The sequence below is a fragment of the Pseudomonas sp. S2_F07 genome, assembly GCF_054668325.1.
The window spans coordinates 1,251,704-1,266,681 of the sequence record NZ_CP162758.1 but is presented as its reverse complement, the minus strand read 5'-3'; the positions used below and the strand labels follow the sequence as shown (position 1 = coordinate 1,266,681).

General features: G+C 61.6%; 15 protein-coding genes. 5 read left to right on the top strand and 10 right to left on the bottom strand.

Translation table 11 applies throughout. The annotated features are described in order from the left end of the window. Positions 1 to 174: 174 nt before the first annotated feature. Together AB4O40_RS05520 and AB4O40_RS05515 are read right to left on the bottom strand one after the other, a co-directional pair. Positions 175 to 534, bottom strand: coding sequence for a DUF6124 family protein (locus tag AB4O40_RS05520; protein WP_414917887.1), 360 nt, complete (start codon positions 532 to 534; stop codon positions 175 to 177). 393 nt (positions 535 to 927) lie between these two features. Continuing rightward, positions 928 to 1,296 (bottom strand): type 1 fimbrial protein, encoded by a 369-nt coding sequence (locus tag AB4O40_RS05515; RefSeq protein ID WP_414913307.1) that lies wholly within the window; start codon positions 1,294 to 1,296, stop codon positions 928 to 930. Positions 1,297 to 1,559: 263 nt separating this feature from the next. On the opposite strand from AB4O40_RS05515, the gene AB4O40_RS05510 reads away from it, so the two are divergent. After that, positions 1,560 to 2,018 (top strand): HvfA family oxazolone/thioamide-modified RiPP metallophore, encoded by a 459-nt coding sequence (locus AB4O40_RS05510; RefSeq protein ID WP_460055647.1) that lies wholly within the window; start codon positions 1,560 to 1,562, stop codon positions 2,016 to 2,018. A gap of 201 nt (positions 2,019 to 2,219) precedes the next feature. Here the strand turns inward: AB4O40_RS05510 and AB4O40_RS05505 are convergent, their stop codons facing one another. The 8 genes from AB4O40_RS05505 to AB4O40_RS05470 form a co-directional block, all read right to left on the bottom strand. Beyond that, complete coding sequence (locus AB4O40_RS05505; protein ID WP_223541809.1) at positions 2,220 to 2,510, bottom strand: hypothetical protein; 291 nt, start codon at positions 2,508 to 2,510, stop codon at positions 2,220 to 2,222. Between the two features lie 169 nt (positions 2,511 to 2,679). Next, the gene (locus AB4O40_RS05500) at positions 2,680 to 4,767 is read right to left on the bottom strand and encodes an alkyl/aryl-sulfatase (RefSeq protein WP_223541808.1); all 2,088 of its coding nucleotides are present in this window, start codon (positions 4,765 to 4,767) and stop codon (positions 2,680 to 2,682) included. 253 nt (positions 4,768 to 5,020) lie between these two features. Further along, entirely contained in the window at positions 5,021 to 5,788 is a 768-nt protein-coding gene (gene phnE / locus AB4O40_RS05495; protein WP_347911945.1) for a phosphonate ABC transporter, permease protein PhnE, read from the bottom strand. Beyond that, positions 5,785 to 6,612, bottom strand: coding sequence for a PhnE/PtxC family ABC transporter permease (locus AB4O40_RS05490; RefSeq protein WP_414913312.1), 828 nt, complete (start codon positions 6,610 to 6,612; stop codon positions 5,785 to 5,787). Before AB4O40_RS05490 ends, phnE begins: the two co-directional genes overlap by 4 nt. Then, on the bottom strand, positions 6,606 to 7,403 hold the full coding sequence (locus tag AB4O40_RS05485; protein ID WP_460055653.1) for a phosphonate ABC transporter ATP-binding protein: 798 nt from the start codon (positions 7,401 to 7,403) through the stop codon (positions 6,606 to 6,608). Before AB4O40_RS05485 ends, AB4O40_RS05490 begins: the two co-directional genes overlap by 7 nt. Continuing rightward, positions 7,400 to 8,251 (bottom strand): putative selenate ABC transporter substrate-binding protein, encoded by an 852-nt coding sequence (locus AB4O40_RS05480; protein WP_223541805.1) that lies wholly within the window; start codon positions 8,249 to 8,251, stop codon positions 7,400 to 7,402. Before AB4O40_RS05480 ends, AB4O40_RS05485 begins: the two co-directional genes overlap by 4 nt. 280 nt (positions 8,252 to 8,531) lie before the next feature. Continuing rightward, positions 8,532 to 9,710 (bottom strand): trans-sulfuration enzyme family protein, encoded by a 1,179-nt coding sequence (locus tag AB4O40_RS05475; RefSeq protein ID WP_056727374.1) that lies wholly within the window; start codon positions 9,708 to 9,710, stop codon positions 8,532 to 8,534. Then, the gene (locus tag AB4O40_RS05470) at positions 9,707 to 11,083 is read right to left on the bottom strand and encodes a pyridoxal-phosphate dependent enzyme (protein ID WP_460055659.1); all 1,377 of its coding nucleotides are present in this window, start codon (positions 11,081 to 11,083) and stop codon (positions 9,707 to 9,709) included. Before AB4O40_RS05470 ends, AB4O40_RS05475 begins: the two co-directional genes overlap by 4 nt. 274 nt (positions 11,084 to 11,357) lie before the next feature. Between AB4O40_RS05470 and AB4O40_RS05465 the strand changes: the two genes are divergently transcribed. From AB4O40_RS05465 to argE, 4 genes are read left to right on the top strand one after another with little or no spacing between them, the layout of a single operon-like run. Next, a complete protein-coding gene (locus AB4O40_RS05465; protein WP_460055662.1) occupies positions 11,358 to 12,719 on the top strand; it encodes a flavin-containing monooxygenase in 1,362 nt (453 codons plus the stop codon). Beyond that, positions 12,719 to 13,129, top strand: a complete 411-nt coding sequence (locus AB4O40_RS05460; RefSeq protein ID WP_003201555.1) for a RidA family protein — start codon at positions 12,719 to 12,721, stop codon at positions 13,127 to 13,129. The genes AB4O40_RS05465 and AB4O40_RS05460 overlap by 1 nt, the downstream gene beginning before the upstream one ends. A gap of 10 nt (positions 13,130 to 13,139) precedes the next feature. After that, positions 13,140 to 13,814 carry a DUF1028 domain-containing protein gene (locus AB4O40_RS05455; protein WP_056727371.1) on the top strand — a complete coding sequence of 225 codons (675 nt, stop codon included), beginning with the start codon at positions 13,140 to 13,142 and terminating at the stop codon, positions 13,812 to 13,814. Further along, complete coding sequence (argE, locus tag AB4O40_RS05450; RefSeq protein WP_414913316.1) at positions 13,807 to 14,976, top strand: acetylornithine deacetylase; 1,170 nt, start codon at positions 13,807 to 13,809, stop codon at positions 14,974 to 14,976. Before AB4O40_RS05455 ends, argE begins: the two co-directional genes overlap by 8 nt. Positions 14,977 to 14,978: the final 2 nt, after the last annotated feature.

The following is a 14,978-nucleotide window of genomic DNA, read 5'->3' as shown; positions in this document are numbered from 1 at the left end:
CACAAAACCTGTGGCGAGGGAGCTTGTCGGAACGCTGCACCGTCCCGCTGGGTCGCGTAGCGGCCCCCCGCTTTTCTTCAGTCAGACGGTGCAGTCAGGTTTTGCGACGGCTTCGCCGCCGAGCGGGGGCAATGCCCCACGCCACGGGGGGAGTGTTAGTCACAGATTCAGTGTTTATTCGGGCGGGTCGATTTGGTCCAGCACCCGATTCGCCGTGATCTCCGCCAGCATCACACTGTTGGAAATCCCCAGCAGGGCATTGCGCGATCCGCCATCCAGATGGTCCACCAACTGGTGCACCATCACATCGACCGAGGCCAGCGTTTCGACCAGATAAACCACCAGGGTCTCGGTCGTGGCTTCGGGGTCAACGGTAAACAGGTGGCTAGGTCTGCGCGGCGTGGCTTTGATGTCGGCAGTCGACGGGAAGTGGAAGGCGAGCGCACGTTCGGCGGCCTCGTTGAGCGTTTTTGAATCGGGTTCGTACGGGGATGTCGGATCGGTGTCCGGCGGGTTGGGGGTGACCTTGAACATGGCTGTCTCCGCTTCATGGTTGAAGCTGCCACGTTCGTTTCCAGGCGAAGAGGTGGCAGCTGTACGCAGGCTGGAAACCCGGGGAAACGGCAACCCGGTAGACCCGAAGGTCTCCCGCGCACAGCCGCCATAACGGAGTGCACACTTAAAAGCGCGCAAGCATAGGTTATGAAGGGCGCAGTTGCGCCATTTTCATTTCGGGGTTTCCAGACCCGACCACTGATGGGCAGTGGCGCGGAAACGATAGAGACCAGGGGCAGGGCGCACAAGCCGGCGGATTCTGGCGTAACCGTAGGCAACGACGCAAGGTCTTGTAGCTCTCAGGAAATAACCTACAGCCTCTTTAAACAAGTGCTATTGCTCAGATGCAGACGCTCTGCGCGCACCCCGTGATCAAGGCATGCTGAGGGTAACCAGATAGTCTCCGGAACGGATCGGTAAGCCTGCGTCATCCATCAACACAAACCGTTGATCGTAATATCGGCCTTCCCGACCACTGTCAGCGAGCAGTTTTACGTTGACGCTGGATTGACCGACAGCGCTCACACTGGCGGTTGGTGCGATGCTGTTTGCCTCAATCCCCATCGCACGACTCTGGGCAGGGCATTGGTAAAGTCCGAATGTGCCATCCGTCCCCACGCGTGACTGACAGCCCGGCTCGACAATGCTGCCTTGAAACCTGATGGTGCCCGGCGCCGCCAGGCACGCACCACTGAGGGCGAACAAAAGACTCAATCCCGCTGCCATACGTTTGCCGTTCATGCCTGACGCTCCTTGAGTTGTAAGGTCTAGGTCGTCAATGAAGGGTAGTCGCTTGAGGCTTTTGTTGTATCGCCGTGTATCAAGGCACCACATCTTCGTACAGCCATACAAAACCAGCGCTTCACGGATACAGCCGGGATACACCACCGAGGCCAAATAGACCTGGCAAAGCGAGGTGCACAACGCACCCCGCAACCAGGTTTATCAACCCTTGTGGTACGACCAATAACGGTCCCGCCGCGCAAATGATCCGGAGTATCAACATGACTCGTATCCAGTCGAACAAAACCCGTATTGGCCTGATCGCTGTTGCACTGGTCGGCGGTATCAACTTCACGTCCTCCGCGTTTTCCGCCGAGGCCTTGCCTCAGGGCTATCAACTGGCTTCCGCGGAGAAGACCAGCGAAGGCAAGTGTGGCGAAGGCAAGTGCGGTGCCGAAGCCAGCGCGCAAAAGACCCAGGCCGAGGGCAAGTGCGGTGAGGGCAAGTGCGGCGATGCATCTTTTGCGCGTACCGACGCCGATCATGACGGCCGCGTGTCGCTCAAGGAACTGCTGGCCGTGGCACCCAAGGGCACAGCGGAATTCAAGGCGATGGACGCCAACGGCGATGGATTCCTGTCCGAGGGTGAGGTTTACAAGTTCCGCACCAACCAGTTCACCTCCAATGGCAAGAAAGTGCCGACCGAGTTGTTTACCAAGTTGAGCCAGGCTAAAGACTGATTAGCCGCAAACAAAAAACCCTTCCTGTGTTGAAATGCAGGAAGGGTTTTTGGCGTGGGCAGTACTGGTTTGGTTGTCAGGCGCGAAATGGCATTCCGCTTGACCACCGATTGCATCGGATTTGACCCGCAGGCTTTGTAATCATGACCGGCAGAGAACGGCCAATATCGGTCATTCATTACTGACGAAATCAGGGGCGATTCAGAGACAGCTTTGTAACGCGTCCAGATGTTTTTTTGATATCCAGCGATAGGTCGCAGCGTAGTACTTGGCCACCGAGCCGGACGCTTCTGGCTGGATGTCGACAAAATACGCTGAGCCGCTCGTTGCTACTGTGTAGCCGCCTTTGCTGCCGGATTCCTGGGTTGCCCCATCCCGGCCTTCAAAAACGAACAGATCTTTCCACTCCCGCTGAACGCAATCTGCGACGACTTTATCCGCTTTTTTGGAGTGCAGTACTTCACGAGGCGCTTCCTGGCGCATCTCGTTCATGGTTGGAGTCGCGCATCCTGCCAATGACACTAAAGCCAATACCCATATGGCTACTTTCATATTGTTCCGTCCGAGTTGATGGGAAATGCAATTGAGTAAGACTGAGCAGTTGCCGAAACGACGACAGCGTTTGCACGCTGCCGTCTTCCAGGGACGTGAAGGGATTGCGTTACGGCGTCACGATGTTGAACCAGAAGTCGAAGTTGTCCATGTAGGACACCAGCTCCTCCAGCTTGCCTTGCGCTCCGTCTATCTTGATATCACCCGAGGCCAGTGCGTCTTTCAACGAGGTCTCTTTCAACACGATCTTGTTCAGCGTGTCGCGGGTCAGGGTCACCTTCGCATCGGCATCTTTTGCTTCAACACCTTCGGTGTGGTTGAGCACACCATTCTCCATTTCCACCGAATATTTCTGTTTGAGGTCGGTGAAATCGAAGTTCAGCGATAGGCGCTTGCCTTCGGCTTTGGGTCCATTCAAACGCATGGCCAGGAAGTCAAAGAACAAGTCCAGATCCATGGCCCGGACCGTATCGGGGCTGGCGGTATCTGGGGTCGGCAGCTTCATCACTCCTTCTCGCAGCTCCTTGGCGCCGGTGAGATAGAAGTTACGCCATGGCCCGCTTTCGGCCTGGTAACCCAATTGCTCCAGAGCGTCTGCCTGCAGGTTCTTCGCCGCCTGATTGCTCGGATTGGCGAACACCACATGGTTGACCACCTCGGCGACCCAGCGGAACTCGCCCTTGTCGAAATATTCCTTGGCTTTCTTGAGGACAGCCTCTTCGCCGCCCATCATCTCGACATAATGCTTGCCGCCTTCCTCTGGTGGCAGCTCATGCAACTGTGCCGGGTTACCGGTAAACCATCCCAGATACAACACGTAGGTGGCTTTGACGTTGTGGTTTACCGAACCGTAGTAGCCGCGGTTGGAGAATTTGTTGGCGATCGCCTTGGGCAGTTTGAACTGCTCGGCGATCTCGACCATGGTGTAACCCTTGTTGATCATCCGCAGGGTTTCGTCGTTGATATAGCGATACATGTCGCGCTGGGAAGACAGTTGCTCGCGCACCTCCTTATTGCCCCAGACTGGCCAGTGGTGCATGGCGTACATCACCTGGACGTCGTCACCCCACAGCTTGAGCGCCTCGTTGAGGTATTTTGACCAAGGCAACGGTTCGCGGATCTTCGCGCCACGCAACGAGTAAGTGTTGTGCAGGGTATGGGTGGAGTCTTCGGCGGTGTTGAGCGCTTTCTTCTCCTTGATGTAATAGAGCATCTCAGCAGGAGCTTCACTGCCAGGCGCGTACAGGAACTGGTACGTCAGGCCGTCAATGACATGGGTTTCGCCGGTCGTCTTGATGATGTCGGTCGGCGGGATCAGCGTCACCGTGCCAGCCGATGTCGTGGTGCCCAGGCCGGCACCCAACTGACCGGTCGGAGCCGGAGGCAACAGGTTGCCGTACATGTAGCTGGCGCGACGACTCATGGCGGTGCCGGCCATGACGTTTTCAGCTACCGCATGCTCGATGAATCCAAGAGGGGCATAAATCTTCACCTTGCCGGCTTTCACATCGTCTTCGTTCACCACACCGCGTACACCACCGTAGTGGTCAACATGGCTGTGGGTGTAAATCACCGCCACGACGGGCTTTTTCGGTCGATGTTGATAGTAGAGGTCGAGTGCTGCCTTGGCGGTTTCAGCGGAAATCAGCGGGTCGAAGACGGTGATGCCATCCTTGCCCTCGACGATGGTCATGTTCGACAGGTCGTAGTTGCGAACCTGATAGATTCCGTCGGTAACCTCGAACAGGCCTGAAATATTGATCAGCTGCGACTGCCGCCAGAGACTGGGGTTGGTGGTGTCCGGAGCCTCTTCACCCTCCTTGATGAACGAATACTTCGCTGGATCCCAGATCACATTGCCTGACGCGCCTTTAATGACAGCCGACGGCAGGGGCGCAATAAACCCCTTATGCGCCAGCTCAAAGGACGTCTTGTCGTTGAAAGGCAGCTCCTTGAGCAGCGCATTGTTAGCGGCCTTGGTGGCTTCCGATGCAGGTTTTGGTTTCTCGGTCTCTGCGGCGATAGCCTGAGTGGCTACAGCGATTGCCGCTACCAAGGAACAGATAACCCCTGCCGTTTTGAGGGGACGCCACTCGCCATGATGCAAACTTTTACCTGGCGCCTTCATATTGAATTTCATCTTCCAAGCTCCTTTTAGTCGAAATGCTCTACGCCGAAGCTGTAGCAGCAGGCTCAAGTAAAAGTAGTTCCTGATGAACATAAGTCGAGAAATCCAGATTCGATCTGGATCGACGAGATTGTTTACGACGAAAGCGAACCTCGCGGCCCTGATCACAAATACCAGTTTTTTGGCGGAGGCCCCGGGGCTGTCCAACGACAGCTATGGGTCGTTTTCTGCCGGTCATACCCATAAAACGCGCTAGTCAACTCCATCCAAATGCTCGCTCAGCCCGAATGCAATCAGCTGACCAAATCCATCCAATCCCTCATCAAGCCTTAACCCACCGCTGCCGACTCCAACTACTCAACCCATCAACCGCAAACACCAGCACCAACATCGCCAAAATCACCGTACTGGCCTGAGCCTCCTGAAACAGACTAAGGCTCACATAAAGCATCTGCCCCAACCCCCCAGCACCAACAAAACCGAGCACGCTAGCCATGCGGATGTTGTTTTCCCAGCGGTACAGGATGTACGCCAACAGCTGCGGAAACAGGTTGGGCAGGGTGCCGTAGCAAAAGGCCCAGACGACGTTGCCGCCTTGCAAGCGGATCGCTTCGGCCGGTTGCGGCGGGGTGTTTTCCAGTGCTTCGGCGAACAATCGACCCAGCACCCCGGTGGTGTGCATCGCCAATGCCAGGGTGCCGGCGTTGGGGCCGAGTCCGGCGGCGAGCACCATCAGCGCGGCCCACACCAGTTCGGGAATGGCGCGCAGGGCGTTCAGCACCAGGCGCGACGCACTCTGCAACGGCCAGCCGAAACGCCCGGCCGCCGGCAGAGCCAGTACCAGGCCAAATACCGCTGCGAGCAGGGTGCCAAGGGCCGACATCGCCATGGTTTCCACGGCGCCACGGCCGATGGCTTGCAGATGGCCGGCGCTCAGGTCGGGGCTGAGAAAACGCAGCACGTAGGCGCCCATCTGCTTCAGGTTGCCGCTGCCCGTCAGTTCGCCGAGGTCGATGCCCAGATAGCGGAACGAAGCGACGACCGCCGCGCCAATGCACAGGATCAGTAGCAGGTTGATCAGGCGATTCATGCGAACCTCCAGCGCAACAGGCGGCTGATTTGGTCGGCGAACAGCACCAGGACGAAAAAGGTCAGCAACATGCTCGCCACTTCACCGCCGGCGAACATGCGCAACGACAAGTCAATCTGCTGGCCCAGCCCGCCGGCACCGACGAAGCCCATCACCACCGAGGCGCGGATCGCGCACTCCCAGCGATATACGGTGTACGACAGCAACTCCGCCGCGACATTGGGCAGGATGCCGTAGCAGAACGCCGCCAACCGGCCGCTGCCGGCTTGCAGCAGCGAGTGGGCGGGACGCTGGTCGACGGACTCGAAGATTTCCGCGTAGACCTTGCCCAGCATGCCGCTGTAGGTGATGGCAATCGCCAGCACCCCGGCGGTCGGGCCAAGGCCGACGGCGCGCACGAACAGCAAGGCCCAGACGATTTCCGGCACGCTGCGCAGGAAGATCAGCAGCCCGCGCACCGGCCAGCGCAACAGTCGGCCCAAGGCGCTCGGGCGACCGCTGCGAGAGGCGGCGGACAACGACAGCGCCCGGCTGGCCAACAAGCTGGCGGGCACGGCCAACATCAAGGCCAGGGCCATGCCGGCGGTGGCGATGGCCAGGGTTTGCAGCGTGGCTTGCCACAGTAGCTGGAGGAACTCTTCGCCATGGGCCGGTGGCCAGAAGGCTGAGACAAACCGGCCCATCTCACTCTGGCTGTCGGCCTGGAGCAGCACACCCAGATCCAGTTCGCTGAAATGAATACCGGGCCACAGCAGGGCAAGCGCCAACAGACTGAGCAGCAGGCGGGGCAGGGTGGCCGGGTCTCGTGTATCGCGCGTCAGCATCGGGGAATCTGCAGGCTCAAGGGCGCCACCGGAACGGGCGGCGATAGCAATTGTTCGTTGGCGTAGAGCTTGTCGAGCAAATCGTGGTCGACGTCGCTGGCGGGAAGGTCGAACAGGACCTGGCCTTCGCGCAAACCGATGATGCGTGAAAAGTGCGCCAGGGCCAGGTCCACCGCATGCAGGCTGGCGACCAGGGTCACCTTGTGTTCCCGGGCGTGGCGGCAGAGGATCGACAAGGTGTGCCCGGCCAGCACCGGGTCCATCGCCGACACCGGCTCATCGGCCAGCAGCACTTCGGGCGCCTGGTACAGCACCCGGGCAATGCCCACGCGCTGCAGTTGGCCGCCGGACAATTGCTGGCACTGGGCGAACAGCTTGTCTCCCAGGTCCAGTTTGGCCAGTGCCGCCCGCGCTCCGGGAACATCCACCGGATGCAGCAGGCTCAGCAGGCTTTTGGCAAAACCCCACTGACCCAGCTTTCCGGCCAGCACCGCCGTGACCACCCGTTGCCGCGGTGGCAGGGGTGGCGCCTGGTGCACCAGGCCGATGCGCGCCCGCAGCTGCTGACGCCGATGGGCCCCAAGCTGCCAGGCGTGCTCGCCGAGTACCTCGACCGCGCCGTTGTCCGGGCGCAGGGCGGTGGCCAGCACGTTGAGCAGGCTCGACTTGCCAGCGCCGGACGGACCGATGATCGCGACCTGCTCACCGGCAGCGATGTGCAGGTCGATCTCATGCAGCGCACGCACGCCGTTGCCGTGAGTCAGGCTGACCCGGTTCAGGTGCAAGGTCATTTCAGCAGGTCGGCAGCGCGCGCGGCTTCCTCGATGCCCTTGTAGTTCTCAGGCTTGGTCTCGATGAAACGGCTGGCGGCTTGCAGGTCCAGAATGGCCTTGTCTTCAGGTTTTGCCGGGTCGAGCGCGAGGAAGGCCACCTTGATCTTCTCGGCGAGGGCCGGGTCGAGGGTGCCGCGCACGGTCCAGTTGTAGTCGAAGTAGGCCGGCGTGGTGGCGAAGACCTTGACCTTGTCGGTGTCGACCTTGCCGGCCTTGACCAGTTTTTCCCAGACACTGGCATTGAGCACGCCGGCGTCCACTTTGCCAGCCTGAACCCAGGCGACGGTGGCGTCGTGGGCGCCGGAGTAACCGACACGGCTGAAGTAAGTTTCAGGCTTGATGCCGTCCTGCAGCATGAAATAGCGCGGCATCAAACTGCCCGACGTCGACGAGACCGAACCGAAGGCGAACGACTTGCCCTTGAGGTCGGCCAGCGACTTGACGGCCGGGTCGGCGGTGATGAATTTGCTGGTGAACTGGGCGTCCTGCTCACGCTGTACCAATGGAATGGCATTGCCGGTTTTCAGCCGCGCCTGCACGAAGGTGAAGCCGCCCAGCCAGGCCATGTCGATACGGTCTGTGGCCAGGGCCTCGACCACCGCCGGGTAGTCGGACACCGGTACGAACTCGACCTTCATGCCCAGTTGCTTCTCCAGGTACTCGCCCAGGGGCTTGAACTTGCGCTGCAATTCGGTGGGGGCTTCGTCGGGGATGGCGCTGACCTTGAGGGTGTCGGCGGCCTGTGCCAGCAGGGTGGAAAGGGATAGGGTCAGGCCGACGGCCAATGCCAGGGTACGTTTGAGCATGGAAGTTCTCCGGTTCAATAGCGGAAAAATGTCGATGCGCCCCGCACAAGCTGATTGCTGCACGACGCTTCGTGAGGGTAGACGAAAACGCCGCGATTATAGGGACTACTGCGTACTTGACCAGCATGGTCTTCCAGCGCATGGAGAAGATGGGTGCAATGGCTCGTATAGATGAAGCCTTGAAAGATCGCAGCCTGCGGCAGCTCCTACATTGGGATGCACACCTTCTGTAGGAGCTGCCGCAGGCTGCGATCTTTTGACTTTGGTCCTCTCGCAAGCGTTACATCCGCGCCAACGCCTGTGCCAGATCCGCCCGCAAATCCTCCACATCCTCGACCCCCACCGACAACCGCACCAACCCATCACCGATCCCCAGTTCTGCGCGGGTATCGGGCGGGATGGTGGCGTGGGTCATGATCGCCGGGTGTTCGATCAGGCTTTCCACGCCGCCCAGGCTTTCGGCCAGGGCGAAGATCTGCACGCTTTCAAGGAAGCGTTTGGCGCCGGCCAGGTCGCTGTTGAGGTCGAGGGAGATCATCCCGCCGAAACCGCGCATTTGCCGTTGGGCCAGTTCGTGCTGCGGGTGCGACGGCAGGCCGGGGTAGTAGACCCGTGAGACTTGCGGTTGGCGCTCCAGCCACTGCGCCAGGTCCAGTGCGTTGCTGCAATGCCGTTCCATGCGCAGGGCCAGGGTCTTCACGCCGCGCAGGGTGAGGAAGGCATCGAACGGGCCGGCGATGGCGCCGACGGCGTTTTGCAGGAAGCCCAGGCGCTCGGCCAGTTCGGCGTTCTGCCCGACCACGGCGATGCCGCCGATCACGTCGGAGTGACCGTTGAGGTACTTGGTGGTCGAGTGCAGCACGATGTCGAAACCCAGTTCCAGCGGGCGCTGGATCCACGGGCTGGCGAAGGTGTTGTCGGCCACGCAGATGATGCCGCGCGCGCGGCAGGTGCGGGCGATGGCGGCGAGGTCGGTGAGGCGCAACAGCGGATTGCTCGGTGTCTCGACCATGACCATGCGAGTGTCGTCTTGCAGGGAGGCCTCGAACGCCGCCAGGTCGGTCAGGTCGACGAAGCTGAAGCGGTGCCCGGCGCTGCGCTGGCGCACCTTGTCGAACAGGCGGAAGGTGCCGCCGTACAGGTCGTTGCCGGAGACGATGTGCGAGCCGGCGTCGAGCAGTTCGAGCACCGTGGAAATGGTCGCCAGCCCCGAGGCGAAGGCGAAGCCCCGGGTGCCGCCTTCAAGGTCGGCCACGCAGCGCTCCAGCGCCCAGCGCGTCGGGTTGTGCGAACGCCCGTAGTCCAGGCCCTTGTGCACCCCGGGGCTCTGTTGCAGGTAGGTGGAGTTGGCGTAGATCGGCGGCATCAACGCCCCGGTGGATGGGTCTGGCGCTTGCCCGGCGTGGATCACCCGGGTGGCGAAGCCCTGTGGCGGGGTGTTTTTGTCCTGTTGACTCATGGCAGGGATCTCCGCAAATGGTTGAGCATGTCGGTTCGGGTAATCAGGCCGTGGAAGCCCGAGGCATCCTGGATGATCGCCACCAGCCCACGGCCCAGCTCGGCCTCCAGTTCAGCCAGTGAAGCGCCGGGGGACAGGGTTTGCAGTTTGTCGGTCATGGCGCTGGCCACGGTCTTGCGGAAGTGCGCAACGTCTTCGTGCACACCCAGCAGGATGTCGGACTCGTCGATCACGCCGACCAGTTGCTGCCCCTTCACCAGTACCGGCAGTTGCGAGACGTCCGCCAGGCGCATGCGCTGGAACGCGGTGAGCAGGGTGTCGTCGGGACCGACGCTGATCACCCGGCCATCCTCGAAGCGCCGCGCGATCAGGTCGCGCAGGTCGCCGTAGTGCTTGCGTTGCAGCAGGCCCTGATCATTCATCCACTGGTCGTTGTAGACCTTCGACAGGTAACGCGTACCGGTGTCGCAGACGAAGCTGACCACGCGTTTCGGCTGGGTCTGTTCGCGGCAGTAACGCAACGCCGCCGCCAGCAAGGTGCCGGTCGACGAGCCACCGAGAATGCCTTCGGCGCGCAGCAGCTGGCGGGCATGGTCGAAACTTTCTTCGTCGCTGATCGAATAGGCGTGGCGCACGCTGGACAGATCGGCAATCGACGGAATGAAGTCTTCGCCGATGCCTTCCACCGCCCAGGAACCGGGGGTGGGGAGGGTGCCGCCGCGGCTGTATTCAGCCATCACCGAACCCACCGGGTCGGCCAGGACCATTTCCAGGTCCGGCTGCACCCGTTTGAAGAAGCGGGTCAGGCCGGTGAGGGTGCCGGCCGAACCGACGCCGACGACGATGGCGTCCACATCATGCTGGGTTTGCGCCCAGATCTCCGGCGCGGTGCTGCATTCGTGGGCCAGCGGGTTGGCCGGGTTGTTGAACTGGTCGGCGAAGAACGCATCGGGAATTTCCGCCGCCAGCCGCGCAGCGACGTCCTGGTAGTACTCGGGATGGCCCTTGCCGACGTCGGAGCGGGTGATGTGCACCTCGGCGCCCATGGCCTTGAGGTGCAAGACCTTCTCGGTGGACATCTTGTCCGGCACCACCAGCACCACGCGGTAGCCCTTGGCGCGACCGACCAGGGCCAGGCCCAGGCCGGTGTTGCCGGCGGTGGCTTCGACGATGGTGCCGCCGGGCTTGAGGCGACCATCGCGTTCGGCGGTATCGATCATGGCCAGACCGATGCGGTCCTTGATCGAGCCGCCGGGGTTCTGGGATTCGAGTTTGAGAAACAGGGTGCAGGGGCCGGTATCGAAACGGCTGACGCGCACCAGAGGTGTATTGCCGATCAGTTCGAGCACGGCAGGACGGGAATTGTCGGGCATGTCATCACTCCTTGCGTAAATCCGCACTGGATGGACAGCAATCCGCGCCGTGTCTTCGCGCCGGTCGCGGGCAATGCATCGCTTGGACCATAGGCCGGGATCGGGTCGACCGCAACCTTGCACGGCCAGTCGGTCACCTCGACGCTTTTTCCTCGCCAGCGACCACAAAAAACATAATTTCGCTATTTCCCGGCTCCGAACAGAATGCGGCCAACACCCTGACACCGATAGCCGAAGCAGAAGAACAACAGTGATCAGAATCGAGGCGGCAGCCATGACCGACCTGAATCAAACCACCTTTCAGAAGTGCACAGCCATGACAGTTGATAAAACCGCAATTGATACGCTTGTTGTTGGCGCCGGCCAGGCCGGTGTGGCCATGAGCGAACACCTGAGCAAGCTCGGTGTGCCTCACCTCGTAGTGGAGCGCAATCGTATCGCCGAAGCCTGGCGCACCGGTCGCTGGGATTCGCTGGTAGCTAACGGCCCTGCCTGGCACGACCGTTTCCCGGGGCTGGAATTCGACGGTCTGGACCCGGATGCCTTCGCCGGTAAAGAGCAAGTGGCTGCGTACTTCGAAGCCTATGCCAAGAAGTTCAACGCGCCGATCCGCACCGGCGTGGATGTGAAAAAAGTCGAACGTAACATCGACCGTCCCGGTTTCACCGTTGAAACCTCTGATGGCGTGATCGAGGCCCGGCATGTGGTGGTCGCCACCGGTCCGTTCCAGCGTCCGGCAATCCCGCCGATTGCCCCCGAAATCGCCGGCATCACCCAGATTCACTCCGCCCAGTACTACAACCCGCAGCAACTGGCCGAAGGCGCGGTGCTGGTGGTGGGCGCCGGTTCCTCGGGGGTGCAGATCGCCGATGAACTGCAACGTTCCGGCAAGCAGGTCTACCTGTCGGTGGGCGCCCACGATCGTCCGCCCCGTGCCTATCGCAACCGTGATTTCTGCTGGTGGCTGGGGGTGTTGGGCGAGTGGGATGCCGAAGCCATGCAGCCCGGTAAAGAGCACGTGACCATCGCCGTGAGCGGTGCCCGTGGCGGCCACACCGTGGACTTCCGCCGCCTGGCTCACCAGGGCATGACCCTGGTCGGCCTGACCCAGGCGTTCAACGGCGCTGTGGTGAGTTTCGAGAATAACCTCGCCGACAACATCCAGCGTGGCGATGAAAACTACCTGGCGCTGCTCGACAAGGCCGACGCCTACATCGAACGCAACGGCCTGGACCTGCCGCTGGAACCCGAAGCCCGGGCCATGCTGGCGGACCCGGACTGCGTGACGAATCCAATCCTGGAGCTGGACCTGCTCAAGGCCGGCGTCACCACCATCATCTGGGCCACCGGCTACTCCACCGACTACAGCTGGCTGAAGGTCGATGCCTTCAAGGAAAACGGCAAGCCTCGGCACCAGCGCGGCGTGTCGGCCGAGCCCGGGGTGTATTTCGTCGGGTTGCCTTGGCAGTCCCGTCGCGGCTCCGCGTTTATCTGGGGCGTCTGGCACGACGCCAAGCACATCGCCGATCACATCGTTAAACAGCACACCTATCTCAACTACCGGGATGCGACCCAGCGTCAAGCCGAAGCCGCCCCTGCACCTCTTCAGAAAGCCAGCCTCATGGGAGTTCGTTAATGCCTACTCATACCCGCATCCGCATGTTCAACACCAAAGACACCTACCCGAACCAGACGCTGGACAACGATTTGTGCCAGGCCGTGCGTGCCGGCAACACCGTGTATGTGCGTGGTCAGGTCGGCACCGATTTCAACGGTCAATTGGTAGGCCTCGGCGATCCGCGTGCCCAGGCCGAGCAGGCCATGCGCAACGTCAAGCAACTGCTCGAAGAGGCGGGCAGCGACCTGAGCCACATCGTCAAGACCACCACCTACCTGATCGACCCGCGCTACCGCGAGCCGGTGTACCAGGAGGTCGGCAAGTGGCTCAAGGGCGTGTTCCCGATTTCCACTGGCCTGGTGGTCAGTGCCCTCGGCCAGCCTCAGTGGTTGATGGAAATCGACGTGATCGCTGTCATCCCTGAATAAGGAATTCGCCATGACTTTTTCCATCGTGGGTCGCTGCGCCGAGACCGGTCAGCTGGGCATTGCCATCAGCTCTTCGAGCATCGCCGTCGGCGCGCGCTGTCCGTGGCTGCGTGCCGGTGTCGGTGCGGTGTCGAGCCAGAACATCACGCTGCCGGCCCTCGGTCCGCAGATCCTCGATGAACTGGCAGGCGGCTCGGCGCCGCCCCAGGCGCTGGACCACTCATTGACCCGCAACGGCTACAGCCAGTATCGGCAGGTGGCGGTGGTCGATGCCCATGGGCGCACGGCGGTGTTCAGCGGCAACCATGCCCTGGGCATCAATAATGCGGTGGCCGGTGACCAATGCGTGGCGGCCGGTAACCTGCTGGCCAACAGTGGGGTGATCGAGGCCATGGTCGCGGCGTTCGAAAACAGCGAAGGCTGCCTCGCCACCCGGCTGATGAACGCGTTGCAGGCCGGGCAGGATGCCGGTGGCGAAGCCGGCGCGGTGCACTCGGCGGCGCTGTCGGTGGTCGGTGACCTGACCTGGCCGATGGTCGACCTGCGGGTGGATTGGGCGGATGAAAACCCGATCGGCGAGCTGGGCAAGCTGTGGGCGGCCTACGAGCCGCAACTTCAGGATTATCTGACCCGTGCCCTCAATCCGACCCTGGCCCCCGCCTATGGAGTGCCCGGCGATGAGTGAGTTGCGCAGCCGCGCCATGCTCGCGCGATTGATCGGGTTCGCCACGGTCAGCCGCGATTCGAACCTGGAGCTGATCGAGTTCGTGCGTGACTATCTGCACGAACTGGGCGTGGATTGCGAACTGATCTACAACGCCGAGCGAACCAAGGCCAATCTGTTGGCCACGGTCGGCCCGCGTGTGGCCGGCGGCATCGTGCTGTCCGGGCACACCGACGTGGTGCCGGTGGACGGCCAGGCCTGGACGTTCGAGCCATTCAGCCTGAGCGAGGCGAATGGCAAGCTTTACGGCCGTGGCACCGCGGACATGAAGGGCTATCTGGCTTCGGTGCTGGCGGCAGTGCCGATGTTTCTCTCCAGCCCTTTGAAGCGCCCGGTGCATTTGGCGTTTTCCTATGACGAAGAGGTCGGCTGCCTTGGTGTGCGCGGTTTGCTGGAGGTGTTGCCGCAACGCATCCCGGCTCCGGCCTTGTGCCTGATCGGCGAGCCGACCGAACTCAAGCCGGTGCTCGGCCACAAAGGCAAGCTGGCGATGCGTTGCCACGTACGCGGTGCCGCTTGCCATTCGGCCTACGCGCCTTACGGGGTCAATGCCATCGAGCAGGCCGCGCGCCTGATCGGTCGGCTGGGCGACATCGGCGCCACCCTGGCCCGGCCAACTTTGCACGACAAGCGCTTCGATCCGGCGTTCTCGACCGTGCAGGTCGGGGTGATCCAGGGCGGTACGGCGCTGAACATCGTACCAGCGGACTGCCGTTTCGATTTCGAGATCCGCGCCTTGCCCGACTTCGCCCCGCAAGTGGTCGTTGACGAACTGCAGGACTACGCCGAGCAGACGCTGCTGCCGGCCATGCAGGCCGTGGACACCGATACCGCTATCCGCTTTGAAAAAATTTCCGCCTACCCCGGCCTTGCGACACCCGTCGACAGCGCGGCGGCCCGGCTGATTGCCCAACTGTGCGGCAGCGACGCGTTCAGCACCGTGGCCTTTGGCACCGAAGGCGGGCTGTTCGATCAGGCCGGCATTCCTTCGGTGGTCTGCGGTCCCGGCAGCATGGACCAGGGGCACAAGCCCGATGAATTTGTCAGCGTTGTCCAGATGGCGGCCTGTGACCGCTTGATGGATCGCCTGGCGGCTTACTTGAGTGAATCCGAACACCCATAACA

What these genes read in the sequence shown, in the direction of transcription:
- AB4O40_RS05510 (WP_460055647.1), top strand. Translation starts at nt 1,560, where the DNA reads ATGACTCGTATCCAGTCGAACAAAACCCGTATTGGCCTGATCGCTGTT.
- phnE (WP_347911945.1), bottom strand. Translation starts at nt 5,788, where the DNA reads ATGAATCGCCTGATCAACCTGCTACTGATCCTGTGCATTGGCGCGGCG.
- AB4O40_RS05460 (WP_003201555.1), top strand. Translation starts at nt 12,719, where the DNA reads ATGCCTACTCATACCCGCATCCGCATGTTCAACACCAAAGACACCTAC.
- argE (WP_414913316.1), top strand. Translation starts at nt 13,807, where the DNA reads ATGAGTGAGTTGCGCAGCCGCGCCATGCTCGCGCGATTGATCGGGTTC.
- AB4O40_RS05515 (WP_414913307.1), bottom strand. Translation starts at nt 1,296, where the DNA reads ATGAACGGCAAACGTATGGCAGCGGGATTGAGTCTTTTGTTCGCCCTC.
- AB4O40_RS05485 (WP_460055653.1), bottom strand. Translation starts at nt 7,403, where the DNA reads ATGACCTTGCACCTGAACCGGGTCAGCCTGACTCACGGCAACGGCGTG.
- AB4O40_RS05470 (WP_460055659.1), bottom strand. Translation starts at nt 11,083, where the DNA reads ATGCCCGACAATTCCCGTCCTGCCGTGCTCGAACTGATCGGCAATACA.
- AB4O40_RS05475 (WP_056727374.1), bottom strand. Translation starts at nt 9,710, where the DNA reads ATGAGTCAACAGGACAAAAACACCCCGCCACAGGGCTTCGCCACCCGG.
- AB4O40_RS05480 (WP_223541805.1), bottom strand. Translation starts at nt 8,251, where the DNA reads ATGCTCAAACGTACCCTGGCATTGGCCGTCGGCCTGACCCTATCCCTT.
- AB4O40_RS05505 (WP_223541809.1), bottom strand. Translation starts at nt 2,510, where the DNA reads ATGAACGAGATGCGCCAGGAAGCGCCTCGTGAAGTACTGCACTCCAAA.
- AB4O40_RS05490 (WP_414913312.1), bottom strand. Translation starts at nt 6,612, where the DNA reads ATGCTGACGCGCGATACACGAGACCCGGCCACCCTGCCCCGCCTGCTG.
- AB4O40_RS05465 (WP_460055662.1), top strand. Translation starts at nt 11,358, where the DNA reads ATGACCGACCTGAATCAAACCACCTTTCAGAAGTGCACAGCCATGACA.
- AB4O40_RS05455 (WP_056727371.1), top strand. Translation starts at nt 13,140, where the DNA reads ATGACTTTTTCCATCGTGGGTCGCTGCGCCGAGACCGGTCAGCTGGGC.
- AB4O40_RS05520 (WP_414917887.1), bottom strand. Translation starts at nt 534, where the DNA reads ATGTTCAAGGTCACCCCCAACCCGCCGGACACCGATCCGACATCCCCG.